Raw genomic sequence first — 20,967 nt, 5'->3', positions numbered from 1 at the left:
ATGAAGTATACTATTACTATTCCTGAGCAATTCCCTACTATGACCGTCAAGAGAGGATTGGAAGAGTATTTCCTGATTCCTCGAAAAATTCGCCACTTCCTGCGTACTAAAAAGCATGTCCGCGTAAATGGTCACCTCATCAACTGGCAAAGTCCAATGCAAGCTGGTGATCAATTAGAACTCATCTTTGACGACGAGGACTATCCTCAAAAAACGATTCCCTGGGGGCAGAGCAGGCTGGTTACTGTGCTGTATGAGGATGAACACCTGATTGTTGTCAATAAGCCAGAAGGTATCAAAACCCATGGCAACGATCCCAGCGAAATCGCCCTCCTCAATCATGTAGCGGCCTATCTCCAACAGACTTGCTACGTCGTTCACCGTCTGGATAAAGAAACAAGTGGTGCCATCTTATTTGCTAAAAATCCCTTTGTCCTACCGATTCTGAATCGACTCTTGGAGGACAAGATGATTGCCCGCGAATACTTGGCTCTCTGTCAGGGAACATTCCCTCAAAAAACACGTAGCTTTACAGATAAAATCGGACGCCATCGCCACGATAGACGCAAACGGGTCGTTGACCCGCAGAAGGGGCAGGTGGCTAAAACCCAGGTGACCTGCCTAGAGCTCCTGAACAACACAAGTCTGGTTCAATGCCAACTAGAAACAGGACGTACACACCAAATTCGAGTTCACCTCGCTCATCACGGACACGCCATTATCGGAGACCCCCTCTACAGCACAGTCCCTGCCAGCAGGCTCATGCTCCATGCCCACAAACTCACTTTCACCCACCCTTTTACTCTGGAGACAATCTCGGTCCACGCAACATCTAGTAGTTTCAAAAAAGAACTGGAGAGAAGGTCGCTCCCTGCACACTCATAAGGAGAAAACATGTCCAGAAAAGCCTTGCACCAAATCTGTCTCTATAGCCTACTGTTACTGGTAGCAAATTGGGGCTTGAATGTTTTATCCTATTTTGTCACTGGAACTACCTACTATGTCATTAAGACAGGATTACTGGCTCTTATTTTCTACCTAGCTGGGCATCGCTTTCTGGCTCTAAAGATGCCCCTAAAAGCCCGCTTTGGCCTCGGAGAGCAGCTACGGGTCAACTGGCTCAATCTTGTCTATCTGTTTTTTATCTGCATTCCCCTGCTCATCTTTGGGCTTGTGGAACATCTAGACTATTTACCAATCGCTCTGGTAACGGCTCTAGGAGCTGGCTTTGTTGAAGAGTACATCTGTCGGGGCATTCTCCTACAAATCGCCTTTAAAGACGGACTACACTCCTATAAGAACGTCCTACAGGCCGCTCTCATCTCAAGTCTAGTCTTTGGACTAGCTCATCTGGGAAACTTACGTACACAAGCACTCGATGTCACTCTCTTTCAAGTCTACTATGCTATGGCGATCGGTCTCTACTTTGCTGCAGTTGTCATTCGTACACGCAGCCTGTGGTGGACTATCTTTATCCATTTTATGATTGACCTTGCTTCCTTTTTAGCCACTGCCGGCATAAACGCCACTTCCCAACCCACATTGGTTTCCGCTCTTAGCTGGCTCTCGGTCATCATCATCGCCCTCATTCTCATTCGCCCCAAACAAATTCAACGGTTACTAGACAAAAATATCTAATTTCATAAAAAAGGTGCGATTTCATCTTTCGGTTAAGAAAAGATTAAGGTTTTAGAGGTATACTTGAACCATCCTAAAAAACTTTTCTTTTTCATAAATCTCCTCAAACATCCTGATACTCTTCAGGATGTTTGTTTTTTCAACCTCTTCAGTCGCTTTCCTAACGCCCTTATATCTTATTTTTAAGGTCCTCACATCTTACTTGGACTTACAGAAGTAATACTCAATAAAAATCAAAAGCAGACTAGGAAACGAAGGCGAAGGTAGAACTCTGTTCCATCTTGTTTTAAGGGAACAGGCTGAAAACCTCCACTGGAGCTTTTCACTCACCGAGACAAGGTGACGACGTATCCTTTTGATTTTTAAAGAGTATAAGTTCCATCGTAAAGTATGGCAAAGGGAATCTTGAGCGGGTCCGAAAAGGTTTTTGCAGACCCGCAACTGCTATTTAAGACAAGATTAAGGTTTTAGAAGTATACTTGAATCATCCTAAAAAACTTTTCTTTTTCATAAATCTCCTCAAACATCCTGATACTCTTCAGGATGTTTGTTTTTTCAGCCTCTTCAGTCGCTTTCTCAACGCCCTCGTATCTTCTTAGTACACAGGTTGTAAAACACTACCTATACTTTACAGCTGGCAAATGGGTAATGTCCGATGTTAGCTTCCTAAGAGTAGAGCAGGCTGCTATCTCGACCAATCTCTTGCTTCCACACTTTATCTCCTTTGTGGTATAATAGGAAGATGAATAACTTTGTAATCACTATAGATAACAAACAAAAGGAGCAGATAAAAGCACAGTATCTTGCTTACCAACTGCCCAATAACAATCCCCATGTAGAAGCCTTTTTCAAGATAGACAATGTGAGTATCACCCTCTATCAGTCAGGAAAACTCCTATTTCAAGGGAAAGATGCACAGCAATATGCTCAAGAATGGGGAACCCCATCAGAAAATAGAAAGGCACAACCAAGCCTAACTCAGCAAGTCCCTATGATTGGAACAGACGAGGTCGGAAATGGTTCCTATTTTGGTGGGCTTGCTGTCGTGGCTAGCTTTGTCACTCCAGATGACCACGCCTTTCTCACATCACTGGGTGTTGAGGATTCCAAACGGTTGACCGATCAAAAAATCTGTCACATAGCCCCCCTGCTAAAGGAAAAAATCCCACATCAGGCGCTGCTACTCGCCCCACAAAAATATAACGAGGTCATCGAACGTGGCTATAACGCAGTATCCATCAAAGTAGCTCTGCATAACCAAGCGATTTTCTTGCTTTTGCAAAAAGGTTTCGCCCCCCAACAGATTGTTATCGATGCTTTTACAAGTAGCAAAAACTATAACCGCTATTTAGCAAATGAAACCAATCGCTTCTCGAATCCTATCACCTTAGAGGAAAAAGCTGAGGGCAAGTACTTGGCGGTTGCCGTTTCCTCCATTATTGCCCGAGCTATGTTTTTGGAAAATCTAAGCCAATTAGGCCAACAAATCGGCCACTCTCTACCATCGGGTGCTGGGAAACAGTCTGATCAAGTCGCTCGTGACATCCTTGCCCAGTACGGTATGGCAGGACTAGAAAAGACAGCCAAGTTGCACTTTGCCAATACCCAAAAGGCACAGGCACTTTTATCACATCGTAAATGAGGTGTTCTTTATGAAACAATTTTTGAAAGAATGGGGGCTTTTCTCCTTTATTCTCATCGTCATTCTCCTCTCCAGATTATTTATCTGGAACTTGGTCAGCGTTGAAGGGCATTCCATGGATCCCACTCTCCGTCACAAGGATGTGCTGGTCATGTTGAAAATTGGCAGCATCGACCGGTTTGACATCGTAGTTGCAACGGAAACAGACGAGAACGGAAAAGAAAAACAGATTGTCAAACGCTTGATTGGACTTCCTGGTGACACGATTCACTATGAAAACGATACGCTCTACATCAATGGCCAAGAAGTAAAAGAAGACTACCTTGAGGAATACAAGGCAGCCTTTGCTCAAGACAAACTCCAAGCTACCTATTCTTACAACCAAGCCTTTCAAGCCATTGCTCAAGAGGCAGCTGCCTTCACATTGGATGCACAAGGAAATCCTACCTTCACCATCGAAATCCCTGAGGATCAATACTATCTTCTAGGAGATGACCGACTGGTATCCCTAGACAGCCGAAGAGTCGGAAGTTTTAGAAAATCGGCTATCAAGGGAAAAATCATCTCCCGTCTCTATCCATTTAATCGTATTCAAGGCTTCTAAACCAAATCACAGGCTTATACTCTTTAAAAATCAAAAGAATAGGTTGTTAAGAGTCTCGGTGAACTGTAACTGAGTTCGGACTAAAAATGTGAGAAAAAAGATGAATCGGCTTGCTGACCTGAGTCACCTGCTCCGATTCCCTATTTTTCTTTACATTTTCTTAACGTCCTCACATCTTATGTAATTGAGTTCAGCCTAAAACCTCGGAAAAAAGATAGGCTTTCTTGTGTTCATCGAACACTGCGGCAGCCTCCTATTTTTCATTCGGTTTTTTGACGGCTTCACATCTTAACTGAACTCGCCCTAAACTCTGTGCGAAAAAGACAAATCTTCCTAGAATCTAACAACTCTTCGTCAGATTTCCTATTTTCGCTTTGAGTTTTTTACTGGCTTTGTATCTTACTAATTGAACACGGACTAAAAGCTCGGAAAATAGATAGGCAGCTGTTTTGGCTTTAACTGATTACAGATGAGAATCCCTTTGGGATCTAGCAATAGTCAGGGGAGTGACTATTGCTACCCGAGCTTGAAAACGAAAGAGCGAGGTTAGTGGTTGTCGGAGTCACCTGTCCCAATTCCCTATTTTTCATTCGGTTTTTTGACGGCTTCACATCTTAATGTAACTGGGGAGCCATTAGCCTGTGATGTTTCAAGTGCTTATAGAATGAGGAGCTGATATGAGTGAAGTTTATTTTATAGGAACCATCGATCGGATCATCTTTGAAAATCCGTCCAATTTTTACAAGATTCTGCTACTTGAAATCGACGAAACTGACAGTGACTATGATGACTATGAAATCATCGTAACTGGAACCATTGCTGATGTGATAGAAGGGGAGGACTACCAATTTTATGGCCACTTGGTCACCCATCCAAAGTATGGTCCACAGCTGCAAATCACGCGCTACGGGCGTAGCAAACCGACTTCTGCTGGCCTAGTAAAGTATTTTTCCAGCGATCAATTCAAGGGTATCGGTCGTAAGACAGCTGAAAAAATCGTTGAACTCTATGGAGAAAATCCCATTGATCACATTCTTGCCGAGCCTGAAAAACTAACCCAAATTAGGGGACTCTCCGCTAAACACCGCCAGTCTTTTATCGAAAAATTGCGCTTCAACTACGGAACAGAAGTCACTCTGACAAAACTGGCTGAATACGGGATTCCAAATAAACTCGCCTTTCAAATTCATGAAAAATACAAGGAAAAGACCCTCGATGTCATTGTAGAAAACCCTTATCAACTGGTAGAAGATATTCAAGGGCTAGGTTTTACCATTGCTGATAAGATAGCCGAGAACCTAGGAATTGCAAACGATGCTCCGCAACGTTTCCGAGCGGCCATGCTCTATAGTCTGATTCACCAATCCATGGAGACAGGCGACACCTATGTCGAAGCCCGCAATTTATTAGAGCATAGCTTAGAAGTTCTTGAAACTGCTCGCAAGATTGAACTTGATCCCGCTCTTGTTGCACAAGAGCTGACCGGATTGATCCAAGAGGGGAAGGTTCAGCAAGTGGATACCAAAATTTTTGATAATTCCCTCTTTTTTGCAGAACACGGAATCCACCAGCAAATCAAACGCTTATTAGACAAGCAGGAAACCCACACCTTTACGGCGGAGAAGATTGATGCAGCTATTAAGGAGGTTGAAGAACTCTCTGGCTTCCAATACGACATCATTCAAAAACAGGCCATTCACCAAGCCATCAACAATCCTCTCTTTATCCTAACAGGTGGGCCTGGAACTGGGAAAACAACCGTCATCAATGGCATCATTTCAATCTATGCGATGCTCCATGGAATCAATCTGACCAAGGCGACAGGAGATTGTCCCATTTTACTAGCAGCACCAACAGGTCGAGCTGCTAGGCGAATGAATGAATTGACGGGGCTTGCGAGCGCCACTATTCACCGACATCTGGGCCTAACAGAAGGCTCGGAAGAAAGCCATCGCGATGAGTATCTAGATGCTGAATTTATCATCATCGATGAGTTTTCCATGGTGGATACCTGGCTAGCCAACCAGCTCTTCCAGCACATTTCATCAACGACTCAGGTTCTTATCGTGGGCGATGCCTATCAGCTTCCTTCTGTCAGCCCCGGTCAAGTCCTCGCAGACCTGCTACAGATCTCTGCTATCCCAAGCATTAGCTTGGAAAAAGTTTTTCGCCAGTCTGACGATTCAACGATTGTCACCTTGGCCAACCATATCCGCCAAGGACAATTACCCCATGATTTCCGAGAGAAAAAGGCCGACCGTTCCTATTTTGAAGCCCAAAATGAACAGATTCCTGCACTGGTCGATCGCATTGTCAGTGCCGCCATTCAGTCTGGAATTAAAGCTCAAGAAGTCCAAATCCTTGCCCCCATGTATCGAGGGCAAGCCGGTATTGACCAGCTTAATATCACCACTCAAGCTCTCCTCAATCCGCTTGAGGAAGGGCAATTAGAATTTCTTCAAAATGAGACTCATTTCCGTCAGGGCGACCGTGTCATCCACTTAGTCAATGATACTGAAGCCAATGTCTTTAACGGAGATTTAGGCTACATCACAGACCTCCTGCCTGCTAAATATACCGATTCTAAGCAAGATGAACTCACGATTAACTTTGACGGCAGTGAGGTCATCTACCCTCGCAACGAATGGTATAAAATCACCCTAGCCTATGCCATGTCCATTCACAAATCACAGGGAAGTGAGTTTCAGGTGGTGATTCTACCTATTACACGGACTAGCTACCGCATGCTCCAGCGAAATCTGATTTACACAGCCATCACCCGTTCAAAGAGCAAGCTCATTCTCTTGGGAGATTACAGCGCCTTTGATTATGCCGTCAAAAACGCAGGCACACTCCGCAAAACCTATCTCAAGGAGCGCTTTGAGACGAAGGAAAACGAACGAGAACTAGACCTTGGCACTACATCACACACTCATCCAGATGAACAGACAACCGAGATTCACATTCTCACTAAAGAGAATCTCCTAACGATCGATCCCATGATTGGTATCAAAGAAGAAGATATTCTTCTATTTTTCAAGAATAGACCACAAGGATTGAGCTGAAAATAGCATCTATTTCCCTATCGGTGAACTGGTGTAACTGGTCACCCAGAAACAAGGACGTGACCACAGAAGCTAGAACCTAAAAACGAGAGAGTAAGGTTCACTAAGTATCTATCAAATACTACCTTATACTCTTTTTCGTTCGCTTTTCATACGCCCTTGGTAGCTTGAACTGGTATGGACAATACACCCCTGTAAGCTAATATATCTATAGTTTGAAATTCGATCTCACCATCTTCGACCGCCAGAAACAGCCTGTTTCTGGCGGTTTTGCTAGAGTATAGTCATGTTTAGTTTATACCTAAAGGTAGCCACAGCTGTCATTGACTAAAGCCGAAACAGCTGCCTATCCACTAAAGGGATTCTCAGCTGTAATCGGCTAAAGCCGAAACAGCTGCCTATCTTTTTTCCGAGCTTTTAGCCCGTGTTCAATTAAGATGTGAGGACGTTAAGAAAATGTAAAGAAAAATAGGGAATCGGAGTAGGTGAGTCTGATAACCACTAACCTCGCTATCTAATTTTTAGGCTCAGGTAGCAATAGTCACTTCCCTGACTATTGCTATCTTTTTTCTCACATTTTTAGTCCGAACTCAGTTACATAAGATACAAAGCACGTGAAACACTCAAAGCGAAAATAGGAAATTTGACGATCGAAAAGCTCCAGTGGAGGTTTTCGGCCTATTTCATAAGGGTAGCGGATAGGCTACCAAAGCAACTCCTATTTCCCGCCTTCAAAGGTATACCATACCTTTGAAGCTAGGAGTATTTATCCCAAAGGGATTCTCATCTGTAATCAGCTAAAGCTGAAACAGCTGCCTATCTTTTTCGCACAGAGTTTAGGGCGTGTTCAATTAAGATGTGAAGCCGTCAAAAAACCGAATGAAAAATAGGAGGCTGCCGCAGTGTTCGATGAACACAAGAAAGCCTATCTTTTTTCCGAGGTTTTAGGCTGAACTCAATTCCACAAGATACAAAGGGCGTGGAAAAAGCGACTGCAAAATAGGGAATTGGGACAGATGACTCCGACAACCACTAACCTCCCTCTTTCTCATTTTTTGAGGAAATACTGACTATAGTTTGAAAAAAACGAAGGATGACTATAGCTTAAACACTAGCCTGAGATGAAGTGTTGCACTGTGAATACAGATTCTTAAATTTGTCCACATATTCACCGATTAGCATTGACATTTTCAACTAATAGGTGTATATTTAATATATAATAAATTTTAACATATACTAAATTACATGCTATATTCAAAGTATAGCGCTTAGCAAAGGAGGGCCTGAGATGTATTTTCCCGTACCTGCTGTACTGACGGAGTTTCTCATTCTCGCGATTTTAGAGTCTACTGATTCCTACGGTTACGAGATTAGTCAAACGATTAAGCTGATTGCCAATATTAAGGAGTCTGCCCTTTATCCCATTTTAAAGAAAATGGAACAAAACGACTATTTGGCAACCTATTCTCGAGAATACCAAGGACGTACTCGAAAATATTACGGCTTGACCCAATTAGGACATGAGCAACTAATCAAATTAAAAGAAGATTGGGACATCTACACAACGACGATTAACGGTATCATAGAAGGGAGCATCCGTCATGACAAGAATTGAATATATGGAGCAGTTAGAAAAACATCTGAAAAAGCTGCCTCACAAAGAGTATCAGGCAGCCGTCAATTATTTTAACGAATATTTTGATGATGCTGGTCCCGAAGGAGAAGCTGCGCTAATCGAGGAGCTAGGCTCTCCAAAAGAAGCTGCTAGCGACATCATCAATAATATCCTTGACCGCCACATAGAAGAAGAAATGACCGCTGAACGCAAAAGCCAGACCAAGACCATCTGGCTCGCTGGACTTGCCCTCTTATCTCTCCCTATCGCTGTTCCGCTATTACTGTGTCTCATCGGGGCCTTACTTCTCATCATCTCCGGTGTGGCAGGGCTTATCCTCCTTGCCTTTGTCCTTGGACTAGGCCTCATCGTGACGGGCGGTTATTTTATCTGGGAAGCCTTTAGTCTCATTGGTCAATCCCTCCCTGCCTTTCTCATGGGATTTGGTACAGGAATCGGCCTCATTGGTGGAGCAGCCATCCTCTATGTGGTGACTGGATTCTTTGCCTACTGGTCTGGCCGTTTTGTCAAGACCCTCTTTCAATGGATTCTTAAGCGAGGTAAAACAGCATGAAAAAGAAAGTTACCCTTACCTTACTGACAGGCTTTGTCGCCTTAATTTTTGGTTTGATTCTCTGCGGCATCGGCTATTTCATGGGTGGTATTGAAGATCTCAAAACCATTGCTACCCCTCATTTAACAGAAGAAACCTATCAAGGTATTCGAGAAATCAAAATGGATGCTCAAGCAAGAGCCGTGCTGATTGATGAATCACCTGATGACAAATTCCATATCCGCTATGCCAATTTTGATAACTTCCGCTACCGTTCTCTTGTGGTTCAACAAGACAATCATACATTGACCATTAAAGGAAAAGACCCCAAATTCCATACGCAAGGAATCATGCAGTTCCTTGGTCAAGAATTGGCAGTCAATATGCAGGATAACCATGAACTAAAAGCCTTGACAATCCTCGTTCCGAAAGGAACCGTTCTTGAAAATGTATCTGGCTTATCGGGTTGGAACTACGGAGATTCGCTATCTTTAAACAGCGTACACATCAAAAACCTCGACTGGTCTGGCTACATTGATGGTGACAGGGTCAAGCTGGAAGGCGGAAAATTGACTGCCCTTAACAGCAATTCTATCTCCATTCGCAACTCTCACCTAAAAAATATGGTGATTGAGTCCCCTTCTGCATCACAATTCTACCACACCAGTACGCTTGAAAATGTTACGATAAAACAAGCTAGTAGCTTGAATTTGTTGAACACAAGCATTCTCGGAACCACGAGCCTAGAGACGACCAACTTATACCATTCAGAAATCAATGTAGAACTGTCCGATAAATCCAAAAAAGATACCCAGCTTGAAGCGACTGCCACCTATGACTGGGAAAAGCTAAGCGATACTTACTATCCTAACTACTCCAATGACTCCGAAACAGATGGAGAAGAGAGAAAGAAAGAATTCCAAAAAGAACAGTTAGAGCAAATGGGAATCCGATTGGGGAGTGGCTATAAAGACCTTACAGTGGACGAAACAACAGACGGTGCCAAACTGATTCATCGTCCAACAGATGCCCCCAACAAGCTCATTATCAAAACAATCAATGGAAAAATTAGCTTAGGAACATCTACGGACTGATACGTAACGATTGAACCGCCCTCCTCACGATGGTTAGTATTGGACTCACCAGTAGCAGTCTCTAGAGAACGGACATCTCAGTGAAAATTAGAAGGCGGCTTGTCTAGGAAGCGGGCATTACTTGCCAGACAATCTACTTCTACTCTTTAAAAATCAGTAGCCCACTTTGGACTACTGATTTTTAGTATTTTCAGAAATACTAGACAGGCTCTTTGCCAAGCCCTCAAGCGTCTCGCTGAATGGGACCTCAAGATTCGCCAACGTACCAGACGACAATTTTATGGTACAGATAGATGAACAATCAGCCCATCATCTGCTCCTTTTCGTTACAATTCTTCAACAATCACTTTTTCTAGTAACTCTTGATATTGAACCTTGTCAACCTCTGGAAAATATTGCAAGCAATTTGCCGCAGAAAATGCTGCCGCCTCACGGAGATAGATTTCAGGTGCTTCCTGTCGGCTCAAGCCCTTGACCAAGACACCCAAGTAGAAATCGCCTGAAGCAATCGGGTTAAGTGCTTCGACCCGCAGAGGGGCAATACGGAAGAAACGCTGACCAATTTTAGCCAAACTCCCCTTAGCACCCATGGTCACAATCATATTTTCATGGGGTGTTTTCTCTTTTAAAATCGCTAGTATCTGCTCGGGGCTATCCTCGTCCAGTTCTGAATAAATATCTTTCAGTTCTTCATTGTTGATCTTGACCAAACTCGGACGGGATTGATAGGCTGCACGTAAAGCTGCCCCACTCGTATCTACAATAGTATGCACATTGGGGTGACGATCGATCAACTGCTTGATATAGTCATCCGGCATCCCTTTCATTAGACTACCAGAAAAGACCAGCCAATCCCCATCTGACAGACTGCCTTCCAGTTGGTTGGTAAACTGCGCAAGTAGACTTTCCGTCAGGTCCAAGCCCTTTTCGTAAAACAGGGTGACATCACTCGTCTCCGTCTCTACGTAAATATTACAAGTGCGAGTGTTTTGCTGGTTTTCCACAACTTGCAAGGCATTGCCTTTATCTGCATTTAGGTCTTGAATATACTGTCCTATACGGCCTCCCAAAATAGTATGAATGACATAGTCAGACTCACCATTTTCCTTGAGGGCATAGGCAACATTAAAACTTTTTCCGCCAGGGTATTCCCTCACTTCGCTTGGTCGAAGGGGAATATTTTTCTCAATCCGATTAACCAGTAGTGTTCGATCTAAAGCGGGATTGGGACAAACTAAATGGATCATGGTATAAAATCCTCCTTGGGTGTTTTCTTTTATTGTACCACCTTTTTTATTCTTTGTATATATTTATTTGCACATATTCTCATTTTAATGTATCAAATGCACCTTGGCAGGTAGCAGTATCGCTTACACACTGCTGTATACTCTTCAAAAATCAAGGGGATATTGGGTCAAGAGCCTCGGGGAATTGTAACTGAGTTCGGACTAAGGTCTGTGTGAAAAAGACAATTCTTCCTAGCTTCAAAGGTATAGTATACCTTTGAAGGCGGGAAATAGAAGTTTGCCTTAGCAAACTCTCAGCACCCCTCTGCGTCAGAATTCCTATTTTCACTTAGACCTTTTAACGTCCTCACATCTTATGTAATTGACCACCTCCACTGGAGCTTTCTAGCCTGCTCCTTTCAAACAAATGGAATCAGAAAACAGGGGCTTTCCCCTTACTATCCACCCCAATTCGTCACTGTCACCCCCAATAAGCGGATCCCCTTATCCCAGTCCACAACCTGCTCTAAAATTTCTTCAACTCGCTGTTGGATAATCGGGGCTTGATCTGTGGCTTCAGCCATACTCACCCGCTTGGTCAAAGTGGTGAAATCAGCATAACGGATTTTAAGGACGATGGTTCGCCCTTTTTTGTCGTGACCTTGTAAACTCTTAGCGACCCGCTTGGCTAAATCAGCAAGCTCTTTCTTGGCATCTTCTTCTAGATAGAGGAGTTTGCGATAGGTACGCTCCTTGCCGATGGACTTGCGGACACGGTTGACCTTGACGGGTGAATTAGAAATCCCACGAGCCTTTCGGTACAAATCATAGCCAAAACGACCAAACGTATCAATTAGGGTCATTTCTGGAATCTCCAATAAATCTGCTCCTACATAGACTCCCATTTCATGCAGTTTTTCGACCGTCTTCTTACCGACCCCATAAAATTGCTCCACAGGCAATGTTGACAAGATAGCAATGGCTTCATCGGGTAAAATCACTGTTAGACCATGAGGCTTTTCCATATCTGAAGCAATCTTGGCCAAAAATTTATTATAAGATACACCTGCAGAGGCTGTCAGGTGCAGTTCATTCCAAATATCATGCTGAATGAGCTTTGCAATCTTGACAGCAGAAGTCAATCCTTTTTTATTCTTCGTTACATCAAGATAGGCCTCATCGATGCTCATCGGTTCTACCACATCCGTGTAGCGATGAAAAATCTCCCTAACCTGCTGTCCCACCGCTTGGTATTTTTCATAGTTTCCTGAGATAAAGATAGCCTGGGGACAACGCTCATAGGCCTCCTTGCTACTCATAGCAGAATGCACACCAAAAGCCCGCGCCTCATAATTACAGGTCGATACAACCCCACGTCCACCAGACAAGCGTGGATCCTGCCCAATAATGACAGGTTTTCCTTTCAAACTTGGATTGTCTCGCATTTCAATAGCTGCAAAAAAGGCATCCATGTCCATGTGAATGATTTTTCTTGATGTGTCGTTGATTAAAGGAAAAATCAGCATCGTTTGACCTCCTCTTATCTCTAGTATAGCTTAACTTTTCCATTTATGCCAAAAATCGCCATAGGATGTGAAAATAGATGAAAAATTGTAAACTCATTGCAAGTTTTTTCATTTGATTTTCAAGTATTTCTCCCTTGTATAAAGTGGTTGCAAGTGGTATAATGAGAAGCATAAGGATGCATTGCGTCTAAATATAAAAGGAGAACCCTCATGTCAACAAAGGTTAAAACAAAAAATGTAACTGAAGACATTTTCGCTCAGGCTTGGGAAGGCTTCAAAGGTGATGATTGGCAAGAAAAAGCTAGCGTAACTCGCTTTGTTCAAGCTAACTATACGCCATACGATGGAGACGAAAGTTTCCTTGCAGGCCCAACAGAACGCTCTCTTCATATCAAGAAAATCATCGAAGAAACAAAAGCAGGGTACGAAGACACTCGTTTCCCAATGGACGTTGATCGTGCAACTTCAATTGCTGACATCCCAGCTGGTTTCATCGACAAAGAAAACGAAGTCATCTTCGGTATCCAAAATGATGAATTGTTTAAATTAAACTTCATGCCACGTGGTGGTATCCGTATGGCTGAGACAACATTGATTGAAAACGGCTATACTCCTGATCCGCTTCTCCATGAAATTTACACAAAGCATGCTACAACTGTAAATGACGGTATCTTCCGTGCTTATACATCTGATATTCGTCGTGCTCGTCACTCTCACCATGTTTCTGGTCTTCCAGATGCTTACTCACGTGGACGTATCATCGGTATGTACGCTCGTCTTGCCCTTTACGGAGCAGACTACTTAATGGAAGAAAAGGTTGCTGACTGGAATTCTATCCGTGAAATTGATGAAGAGTCCATCCGTCTTCGCGAAGAAATCAACTTGCAATACCAAGCGTTGCAACAAGTTGTTCGTTTAGGTGACCACTACGGTGTAGATGTTCGTCGTCCTGCCTTGAATACAAAAGAAGCTATCCAATGGACAAACATCGCTTTCATGGCTGTCTGCCGTGTGATTAACGGTGCTGCAACTTCACTTGGACGTGTGCCAATCGTTCTTGACATTTATGCAGAACGCGACTTAGCTCGTGGTACATTCACTGAATCAGAAATCCAAGAATTCGTAGATGACTTCGTCTTGAAACTTCGTACTGTTAAGTTTGCTCGTACAAAAGCATTTGACGAAATCTACTCAGGAGATCCAACCTTCCTTACAACTTCTATGGCAGGTATGGGGAACGACGGACGTCACCGTGTTACAAAGATGGATTACCGCTTCTTGAACACACTTGACAACATCGGTAACTCTCCAGAGCCAAACTTGACCGTTCTTTGGTCTGAACAACTTCCATATTCATTCCGTCGCTACTGTATGGCAATGAGCCACAAACACTCTTCTATCCAATACGAAGGTGTGACAACAATGGCGAAAGATGGATACGGAGAAATGAGCTGTATCTCTTGCTGTGTATCTCCGCTTGACCCTGAAAGTGAAGACAAACGCCACAATATCCAATACTTTGGTGCTCGTGTAAACGTCCTTAAAGCCCTTCTTTCAAGCTGGAACAATGGGTATGACGATGTCCATAAAGACTACAAGGTATTTGATTGCGTAGAGCCAAACACCTCTGAAGTATTTGAATTCGATGAAGTCGTGGCAAACTTTGAAAAAGCCCTCGATTGGTTGACTGATACCTATGTAGATGCGATGAACATCATCCACTACATGACAGACAAATACAACTACGAAGCTGTCCAAATGGCCTTCTTGCCAACCTTCCTTCGTGCAAACATGGGATTCGGTATCTGTGGATTTGCCAACACCGTTGACTCACTTTCTGCGATTAAATACGCACAAGTAAAACCAATCCGTGACGAAGATGGCTTCATCTACGACTACGAAGTGACTGGAGACTTCCCACGTTATGGTGAAGATGATGACCGTGTAGACGACATTGCAAAATGGCTCATGGAAGCATTCTTCTCTCGCTTGAACAAACATAAATTGTATAAGAATGCAGAAGCTACCGTTTCCATCTTGACAATTACTTCTAACGTTGCTTACTCTAAACAGACAGCAAACTCTCCTGTTCACCGTGGAGTATTCCTCAATGAAGATGGCTCTGTCAACACTTCTAAAGTGGAATTCTTCCCACCAGGAGCAAACCCAACATCTAAATCTCGCGGTGGCTGGTTGCAAAACTTGAACTCGTTGTCTAAGCTAAACTTCAAACACGCTAATGACGGAATTTCATTGACAACTCAAGTATCACCGAAAGCGCTCGGCAAGACCTTTGATGAGCAAGTAAACAACTTGGTAACAATCCTTGATGGTTACTTTGAAAATGGTGGACAACACGTCAACTTGAACGTTATGGATCTTCAAGACGTCTACGACAAGATTATGAATGGCGAAGATGTCATCGTGCGGATTTCAGGTTACTGTGTCAACACCAAATACCTCACTAAAGAACAAAAAACTGAATTGACACAACGTGTCTTCCACGAAGTGCTTTCAATGGATGACCATGCCGCAGAAATTGCAGGTAACTAAAACAAAAAGTAGTTCTGATTGTTCAGAACTACTTTTATTCTTGCTTATGCTCTTTAACAGTCAAGAAGCAAAAAAAGGTAGGGAGTACAATAATCTAGAGGAGTGATACTGTTCGGGGGACTATTTCAGCTGCTCACCCAAAACAAGAAATAACGGCAGAAGCCCGAACCTAGAAACAGGAGTTGGTATTGGCAAATTCTCCGTTAACTTCGTCCCGTTTCCTATTTGGTCTAGGAGTTGCTCTAGAGGTTCATTAAGGAATATCAATGGTTTCCTCCAGAGCGGTCACGATAACCTGATAGAGTTCTTTACGCTTTTCAATCCACAAGGGACGATTATCCTCATAATAGGTACGATTGGTGAGAAAAACCGCTGCTAGCTGTCGCACGGGATTCACCAAAAGAAATGGACCTGTATAACCAGTATGATCTAGCCAGCCACCAGCTTCAAGATTCCAGACAACTGAGCGTGGTTTTGAGGGACTGATATTTTCAAGCAACTTGCTGGCAAAGTCTCCTTCTAGGTAATGGTGAAGAAAACCTTTCAAGTCTGCCAGAGTTGAAAACAAGCCTGCCGAGCCACAATGCACTCCCAATACCTTGGCCTTGGGATCATGAACAACTCCTGCCTGCTCCCCCCTGACAGTTGGAACAGCCATCTTGACTGGTCCAAATTGCGTTTCTGTCATCCCCCAAGGCAGGAAAAGACGATCCCGTAAAATAAGGTCTAGGGGCTGCCCCAGCATCTCTTCCATCAGAAAACCAAGTAAAATCAGGTTAATATCTGTGTAGCGAAAGGTCTTATCCGCTGTTACACGAATCGCTTCAATGGCTTCTTTAAGCCCATTAAAGTCCAAGCTATCCCGATTGGGAATATAAGGATCAATACCTGTTGTATGAGTGACTAGCTGGCGGATAGTGACACTGTCATCATGGAATCTAGGATAATAAGCCTTTAAGGGCTGATCCAGCTGAATCTTCCCTTCTTCTAGTAAAAAAATCAGGACTGTGCCTACTCCGACAACCTTTGAAACAGATGCCAAATCGTAGGATAGTCCCGCTTGTGTAGCTCGTTTTTCTTCACTGTAGCCTAAATAATGCTCCTCCCACTTACCATGGTGATAGAGGGCTAGACTCGCTCCTTGGTACAATCTTTCAGCCATTTGCTGATGCACTTTTTCTAAGACTGCCTTCATTTTTCAAACCACAATTCCATATTGTTCACATCAACTGTCTGTAAAAAGCGCTCTTTCCTGTCCTTAAAGAAGGGAGCTTGTAACTGTTCTTCTAACATCGACCAGTTCATATCTGCCGGAACAGGAATACGCAAACTATCCAAATCCCATGTAGAATCGTTAGCAGCAAGTAAATCTTCTCCTAGCACCTCACGAAAGGCTAGCAACTGCTGTCCTGGCAATATTTGCTCATAAAAATGACGACTTTTTTCAGCCTGTGGCGTATTGATGATTATTTTCTCAACAGAAAAAGCGGTCAGTTTCTCAAACCCTTCAAGAGTATGAAAAGCTACTGGTGGCAAAATTTCCACAAGTTGTGATACCTCTTCCTCTGCATGAAGTAAAAAGCAATCGTTTTCTGGCGAGACACTTTCAAAGGCATAGCCATTTGCACCCTTATACAGTTTGGTGAATACTGCACCACGTGCCAACAGGGCTTCAATTTCGACAGGATTATCCACTCGAATGATGATTTTGTGGAGCTTTTTCACACCTTTGACAGCACGGGTCCGCATGCTAGGTGACTCCACCAAGACCAACTTGGTCTCTGAGCTTCTTCCATCTCCAAATTCTACAAAGGCCGCATCTTCCAAATAGGTCTTAAACCCAAGATTCCCCTCCAAAAATCGCTGATTGACTCCTCGATTATTGATCCGAATAATTGGAATTATCTTTTTTACGTTCATTCTATCCATTTCCCTTATTTCAATACTTCTCTATTGTAATGGAAAACAGTAAAATTTACAAATAATTGACTGTAGGTCTAGCATAAAATCTTTTTACCGAGTATGCAAAAGAGGCTCCTCAAAGAACCCCTTTTACTCTTATCCATAGATAAGTTTATACAATGCTACAGCACTGATACCAGCTATAATTGGAGCAACTACTGGTACCCATGCATACCACCATTTTGAATCAGCCTTCGCTTGACCCAGAACAGATTGTGGTAGTAATTGGTGCAAGATACGCGGTCCCAAATCACGAGCAGGATTGAGGGCAGGTCCAGTTGGTCCACCCACTGCTGCAACAAGAGCCATGACCAAGAAACCAAGTGCTAAGTGAGCGACATTTAAACCTGGGTTTAAGAAATTGCTCACCTGAAGTTTAACGGCTGAATCAGATAGGTCAGCCCCTTGTTTTGCAACGAAATCAAGCACTTCTGCACCAAAGTAATGTTTAGTAATCGCCATTGCACCGAAGAATAGGACAAATGAACCGAAAAACTCGTTTAAGAACCCGTTAATCCAAGATGCCTTACGGCTTGCTACTGTACCATCATCAAGGGCTGAAATTGTTGAGAATGACCCCAAAATATGATTTGGATTTTCTGTTTTCACAAAGTATGGACGATAAATACCCACCACTACTGCCTGACCAGCAATCGCACCGAGCATTTGTGCTGCGATATAACCTGGGACCATTGCCCAATCAAAGTAACCTGATACTGCTAAACCAAGGGTAAAAGCTGGGTTAATGTGATTTCCAGAAACATTTCCAAACATCAAAGCTGGCATCATGACTGCCAAACCATAACCGATAGCAATCAAGATCCAACCTGAGTTGTTCCCCTTAGTGCCTTTCAAGTCAACATTAGCCACTGTACCATTACCCAAAATCACAAGTAGGGCTGTGGCAAGAAATTCTGTAATGTACTTAATATGTACTGCTACATCCATTTTTTCATATCCTCCAATAATTTTTAGACAAAGACTAGTATATCAGCTATAATAGGTAATGTAAAGACTATTTTATTATTTTTAGGAGAATGTATGCGTTTTAATCAATTTTCTTATATCCAAACACCTCTAGACACCATGCTAGAGGAACTGACAGACTTGGGTTTTCCACTTCAGACCGAGGCGAGCGACAAGGAAAACTTAGAACGATTTGTCCGAAAGGTTTTCTTTTTAACAGCCAATACTGACCTGGTCCTCTCCAATCTCATCGCCGACTGGGATACCGACTTGTTGAGCTTTTTTCAATCAGAGAGCGAAGTATCAGCAGCAACATTCTATCAGGTAGCTTTCCAGCTACTCGGATTTGTACCGGGAGTAGACTATACAGATGTCATGGCCTTTGTCTCAGACAGCCACTTTCCGATAACCTACCATCATCTGATTGAAAATCTCTACCAGCTCCTAGCAACGCGTACTAAGTCTGGTAATACCTTAATCGATCAACTGGTCAGCGACGGTTTGATAGCAGAAGACCAAACCCATCATTTTTTCAATGGAAAGGCTCTTGCTACCTTTTCAAGCAATAGACTGATCCGAGAGGTGGTCTATGTCGAAACACCCGTTGACACAAGCCACTCTGGTCAGACAGACTTGGTGAAAATTTCGATCTTACGCCCTGACTTTAGAGGGCGGATTCCTGCCATTATCACCAATAGCCCTTACCATCAAGGCGTCAATGAAGCAGCCAGCGACAAGGCTCTCCATAAAATGGAAGGGGAGCTAGCTATTAAAGAAGTCCAAAAGATTACAGTAGAACAAGCAACTGTCCAGACCCTGGCTACTGATAGGCGCCCACTCCCTAGTAGCAAAGCAACTGAAAAAGTAGGTCATATCGGTTCCTACTCGCTCAATGATTATTTCTTAGCCCGCGGTTTTGCTAGCATTCATGTCTCAGGAGTAGGGACTCTTGGATCGACAGGCATGATGACCTCAGGAGATTACCAGCAAGTATATAGCTTTAAGGCTGTGATTGATTGGCTCAACGGTCGCGCAAGAGCCTATACAGACCATACTCGTTCGCTCATCGTACTGGCTGATTGGGCAAACGGCAAGGTAGCCACAACGGGTCTTTCCTATCTAGGAACCATGTCAAATGCTCTGGCTACAACAGGTGTGGAAGGGCTAGAGGTCATTATTGCTGAGGCTGGCATTTCTTCTTGGTATGACTATTATCGGGAAAACGGGCTGGTAACAAGCCCCGGAGGCTATCCCGGTGAGGACTTGGATAGTCTGACCGCCTTGACCTACTCGAAAAGCCTACAGGCAGGTGATTTCCTACGGAACAAAATGCAATACCAGGCAGCACTTGAGGCAGAGAGACAGGCACTCGATCGCACATCTGGTGACTACAATTCCTACTGGCATAATCGCAACTATCTTCTGCATGCCGACAAGGTGAAGTGTGAAGTCGTGTTTACTCACGGATCACAGGACTGGAATGTCAAGCCAATCCATGTCTGGAACATGTTCCACGCCTTGCCAAAAGGAGTCCGCAAACACCTCTTCTTCCACAATGGTGCCCATGTATACATGAACAACTGGCAGTCCATTGACTTTAGAGAGTCAATGAATGCCTTACTGACTCAAAAATTGTTGGGGCAAGACAACCACTATCAACTCCCTCACATCATCTGGCAAGATAATAGCCGAGAACAATCTTGGATAGAACTGGAGCAGTTTGGCGCTTCCAAAAAGCAGCTATTTTCTCTGGGAAATGATAGCTGTACCATTCAAAATCAATACCCAGAAGAAACCTTCTCTCAATATGGTCAATCTTATCCACGTTTTCTAAAAGACCTCTTTGAGGACAAGGCCCAGCAGATTACGATTGATCTCCCTCTCACAAAAGACTTGCACGTAAATGGGCGAATACGCCTCAATCTCCGTGTCAAATCAAGCCTGGGAAAAGGACTCTTATCTGCACAGATTTTAGATGTAGGTTGCACCAAGCGCCTCGCCCCACTTCCTAGCATGAAAGCTCGAGCGAGTATTGACAACGGTCGCTTTTACGCTACAGAAAATCTGATGGAACTCCCATTTGTCGAAAGTCCTCACCGTGTCATTACAAAAGGCTACCTCAATCTACAAAATCGCACCAATCTCTTAACAGTTGAAGCCGTTCCCATCAATGAATGGATGGATATTGAATGGGAATTACAACCGACAATTTACAAGTTGAACAAAGAAAACACCCTCCGCATCGTTCTGTATACAACAGACTTTGAATGCACCATTCGCGATAATAGCAACTGGCAAATCGAAGTAGATTTGAAGCACTCGACAGTGACTATACCGCATGAATAAACCAATAACCTTTAACACATGACGTGCTATATCGTTCAGCTGAATAGCTAGAGGCTGGGCAAAAACTAGCTTCTCACAATAAAAAAACGAGCAATTCCAATTAGGAGTTGCTCGTTTTCCATTTCATGCTTTATAATTATAATAACCACAAAACAACTAGAAAGGCATGAAAATGTA

Annotated in this window: 15 protein-coding genes; 10 read left to right on the top strand and 5 right to left on the bottom strand. The window is 43.4% G+C overall.

Translation table 11 applies throughout. The features are described 5' to 3' along the window. From BVE84_RS03150 to BVE84_RS03115, 8 genes are all read left to right on the top strand, one after another. Entirely contained in the window at positions 1 to 885 is an 885-nt protein-coding gene (locus BVE84_RS03150) for an RluA family pseudouridine synthase (protein WP_076995643.1), read from the top strand. Positions 886 to 894: 9 nt separating this feature from the next. Further along, positions 895 to 1,638 carry a CPBP family intramembrane glutamic endopeptidase gene (locus BVE84_RS03145; RefSeq protein ID WP_076995642.1) on the top strand — a complete coding sequence of 248 codons (744 nt, stop codon included), beginning with the start codon at positions 895 to 897 and terminating at the stop codon, positions 1,636 to 1,638. 742 nt (positions 1,639 to 2,380) lie between these two features. After that, positions 2,381 to 3,280 (top strand): ribonuclease HIII, encoded by a 900-nt coding sequence (gene rnhC / locus BVE84_RS03140; protein WP_076995641.1) that lies wholly within the window; start codon positions 2,381 to 2,383, stop codon positions 3,278 to 3,280. Positions 3,281 to 3,290: 10 nt separating this feature from the next. Continuing rightward, the gene (lepB, locus tag BVE84_RS03135; protein ID WP_076995640.1) at positions 3,291 to 3,884 is read left to right on the top strand and encodes a signal peptidase I; all 594 of its coding nucleotides are present in this window, start codon (positions 3,291 to 3,293) and stop codon (positions 3,882 to 3,884) included. Between the two features lie 677 nt (positions 3,885 to 4,561). Further along, on the top strand, positions 4,562 to 6,949 hold the full coding sequence (gene recD2, locus BVE84_RS03130) for an SF1B family DNA helicase RecD2 (protein WP_076995639.1): 2,388 nt from the start codon (positions 4,562 to 4,564) through the stop codon (positions 6,947 to 6,949). A gap of 1,288 nt (positions 6,950 to 8,237) precedes the next feature. Further along, on the top strand, positions 8,238 to 8,564 hold the full coding sequence (locus tag BVE84_RS03125) for a PadR family transcriptional regulator (RefSeq protein ID WP_076995638.1): 327 nt from the start codon (positions 8,238 to 8,240) through the stop codon (positions 8,562 to 8,564). Further along, positions 8,551 to 9,138, top strand: a complete 588-nt coding sequence (locus BVE84_RS03120; RefSeq protein WP_076995637.1) for a DUF1700 domain-containing protein — start codon at positions 8,551 to 8,553, stop codon at positions 9,136 to 9,138. Before BVE84_RS03125 ends, BVE84_RS03120 begins: the two co-directional genes overlap by 14 nt. After that, complete coding sequence (locus BVE84_RS03115; protein ID WP_076995636.1) at positions 9,135 to 10,211, top strand: DUF4097 family beta strand repeat-containing protein; 1,077 nt, start codon at positions 9,135 to 9,137, stop codon at positions 10,209 to 10,211. Before BVE84_RS03120 ends, BVE84_RS03115 begins: the two co-directional genes overlap by 4 nt. A 326-nt stretch (positions 10,212 to 10,537) precedes the next feature. On the opposite strand, the gene BVE84_RS03110 is transcribed toward BVE84_RS03115, so the two are convergent. Then, positions 10,538 to 11,458, bottom strand: a complete 921-nt coding sequence (locus BVE84_RS03110) for a 1-phosphofructokinase family hexose kinase (RefSeq protein ID WP_076995635.1) — start codon at positions 11,456 to 11,458, stop codon at positions 10,538 to 10,540. Between the two features lie 437 nt (positions 11,459 to 11,895). After that, positions 11,896 to 12,963, bottom strand: a complete 1,068-nt coding sequence (gene dinB / locus BVE84_RS03105) for a DNA polymerase IV (RefSeq protein ID WP_076995634.1) — start codon at positions 12,961 to 12,963, stop codon at positions 11,896 to 11,898. A 210-nt stretch (positions 12,964 to 13,173) separates the two neighbouring features. Between dinB and pflB the strand changes: the two genes are divergently transcribed. After that, positions 13,174 to 15,516 carry a formate C-acetyltransferase gene (gene pflB, locus BVE84_RS03100; protein ID WP_076995633.1) on the top strand — a complete coding sequence of 781 codons (2,343 nt, stop codon included), beginning with the start codon at positions 13,174 to 13,176 and terminating at the stop codon, positions 15,514 to 15,516. A gap of 253 nt (positions 15,517 to 15,769) precedes the next feature. Here the strand turns inward: pflB and BVE84_RS03095 are convergent, their stop codons facing one another. The 3 genes from BVE84_RS03095 to gla all read right to left on the bottom strand — a co-directional run bounded on the left by BVE84_RS03095 (position 15,770) and on the right by gla (position 18,426). Next, positions 15,770 to 16,711: a serine hydrolase domain-containing protein gene (locus BVE84_RS03095; protein WP_076995632.1), complete on the bottom strand. Its 942-nt coding sequence runs from the start codon at positions 16,709 to 16,711 to the stop codon at positions 15,770 to 15,772. Next, positions 16,708 to 17,436, bottom strand: coding sequence for a CppA family protein (locus tag BVE84_RS03090; RefSeq protein ID WP_228062184.1), 729 nt, complete (start codon positions 17,434 to 17,436; stop codon positions 16,708 to 16,710). Before BVE84_RS03090 ends, BVE84_RS03095 begins: the two co-directional genes overlap by 4 nt. Positions 17,437 to 17,574: 138 nt before the next feature. Then, positions 17,575 to 18,426 (bottom strand): aquaglyceroporin Gla, encoded by an 852-nt coding sequence (gene gla / locus BVE84_RS03085; protein WP_076995630.1) that lies wholly within the window; start codon positions 18,424 to 18,426, stop codon positions 17,575 to 17,577. A 93-nt stretch (positions 18,427 to 18,519) separates the two neighbouring features. Between gla and BVE84_RS03080 the strand changes: the two genes are divergently transcribed. Further along, the gene (locus tag BVE84_RS03080) at positions 18,520 to 20,790 is read left to right on the top strand and encodes a Xaa-Pro dipeptidyl-peptidase (RefSeq protein WP_076995629.1); all 2,271 of its coding nucleotides are present in this window, start codon (positions 18,520 to 18,522) and stop codon (positions 20,788 to 20,790) included. Positions 20,791 to 20,967: the final 177 nt, after the last annotated feature.

The sequence above is a fragment of the Streptococcus azizii genome (genome assembly GCF_001984715.1).
GTDB classification, from domain to species: Bacteria; Bacillota; Bacilli; order Lactobacillales; family Streptococcaceae; genus Streptococcus; species Streptococcus azizii.
The sequence above is the reverse complement of the archived record's forward strand: the minus strand, read 5'-3'. Positions and strand labels throughout refer to the sequence as shown.

Bases quoted from the DNA above. Each gene is read 5' to 3' on its own strand.
- lepB (WP_076995640.1), top strand. From the start codon at position 3,291: ATGAAACAATTTTTGAAAGAATGGGGGCTTTTCTCCTTTATTCTCATC.
- BVE84_RS03145 (WP_076995642.1), top strand. From the start codon at position 895: ATGTCCAGAAAAGCCTTGCACCAAATCTGTCTCTATAGCCTACTGTTA.
- BVE84_RS03120 (WP_076995637.1), top strand. From the start codon at position 8,551: ATGACAAGAATTGAATATATGGAGCAGTTAGAAAAACATCTGAAAAAG.
- BVE84_RS03125 (WP_076995638.1), top strand. From the start codon at position 8,238: ATGTATTTTCCCGTACCTGCTGTACTGACGGAGTTTCTCATTCTCGCG.
- recD2 (WP_076995639.1), top strand. From the start codon at position 4,562: ATGAGTGAAGTTTATTTTATAGGAACCATCGATCGGATCATCTTTGAA.
- BVE84_RS03080 (WP_076995629.1), top strand. From the start codon at position 18,520: ATGCGTTTTAATCAATTTTCTTATATCCAAACACCTCTAGACACCATG.
- BVE84_RS03090 (WP_228062184.1), bottom strand. From the start codon at position 17,436: ATGAACGTAAAAAAGATAATTCCAATTATTCGGATCAATAATCGAGGA.
- gla (WP_076995630.1), bottom strand. From the start codon at position 18,426: ATGGATGTAGCAGTACATATTAAGTACATTACAGAATTTCTTGCCACA.
- BVE84_RS03095 (WP_076995632.1), bottom strand. From the start codon at position 16,711: ATGAAGGCAGTCTTAGAAAAAGTGCATCAGCAAATGGCTGAAAGATTG.
- rnhC (WP_076995641.1), top strand. From the start codon at position 2,381: ATGAATAACTTTGTAATCACTATAGATAACAAACAAAAGGAGCAGATA.
- BVE84_RS03115 (WP_076995636.1), top strand. From the start codon at position 9,135: ATGAAAAAGAAAGTTACCCTTACCTTACTGACAGGCTTTGTCGCCTTA.
- dinB (WP_076995634.1), bottom strand. From the start codon at position 12,963: ATGCTGATTTTTCCTTTAATCAACGACACATCAAGAAAAATCATTCAC.
- BVE84_RS03150 (WP_076995643.1), top strand. From the start codon at position 1: ATGAAGTATACTATTACTATTCCTGAGCAATTCCCTACTATGACCGTC.
- pflB (WP_076995633.1), top strand. From the start codon at position 13,174: ATGTCAACAAAGGTTAAAACAAAAAATGTAACTGAAGACATTTTCGCT.
- BVE84_RS03110 (WP_076995635.1), bottom strand. From the start codon at position 11,458: ATGATCCATTTAGTTTGTCCCAATCCCGCTTTAGATCGAACACTACTG.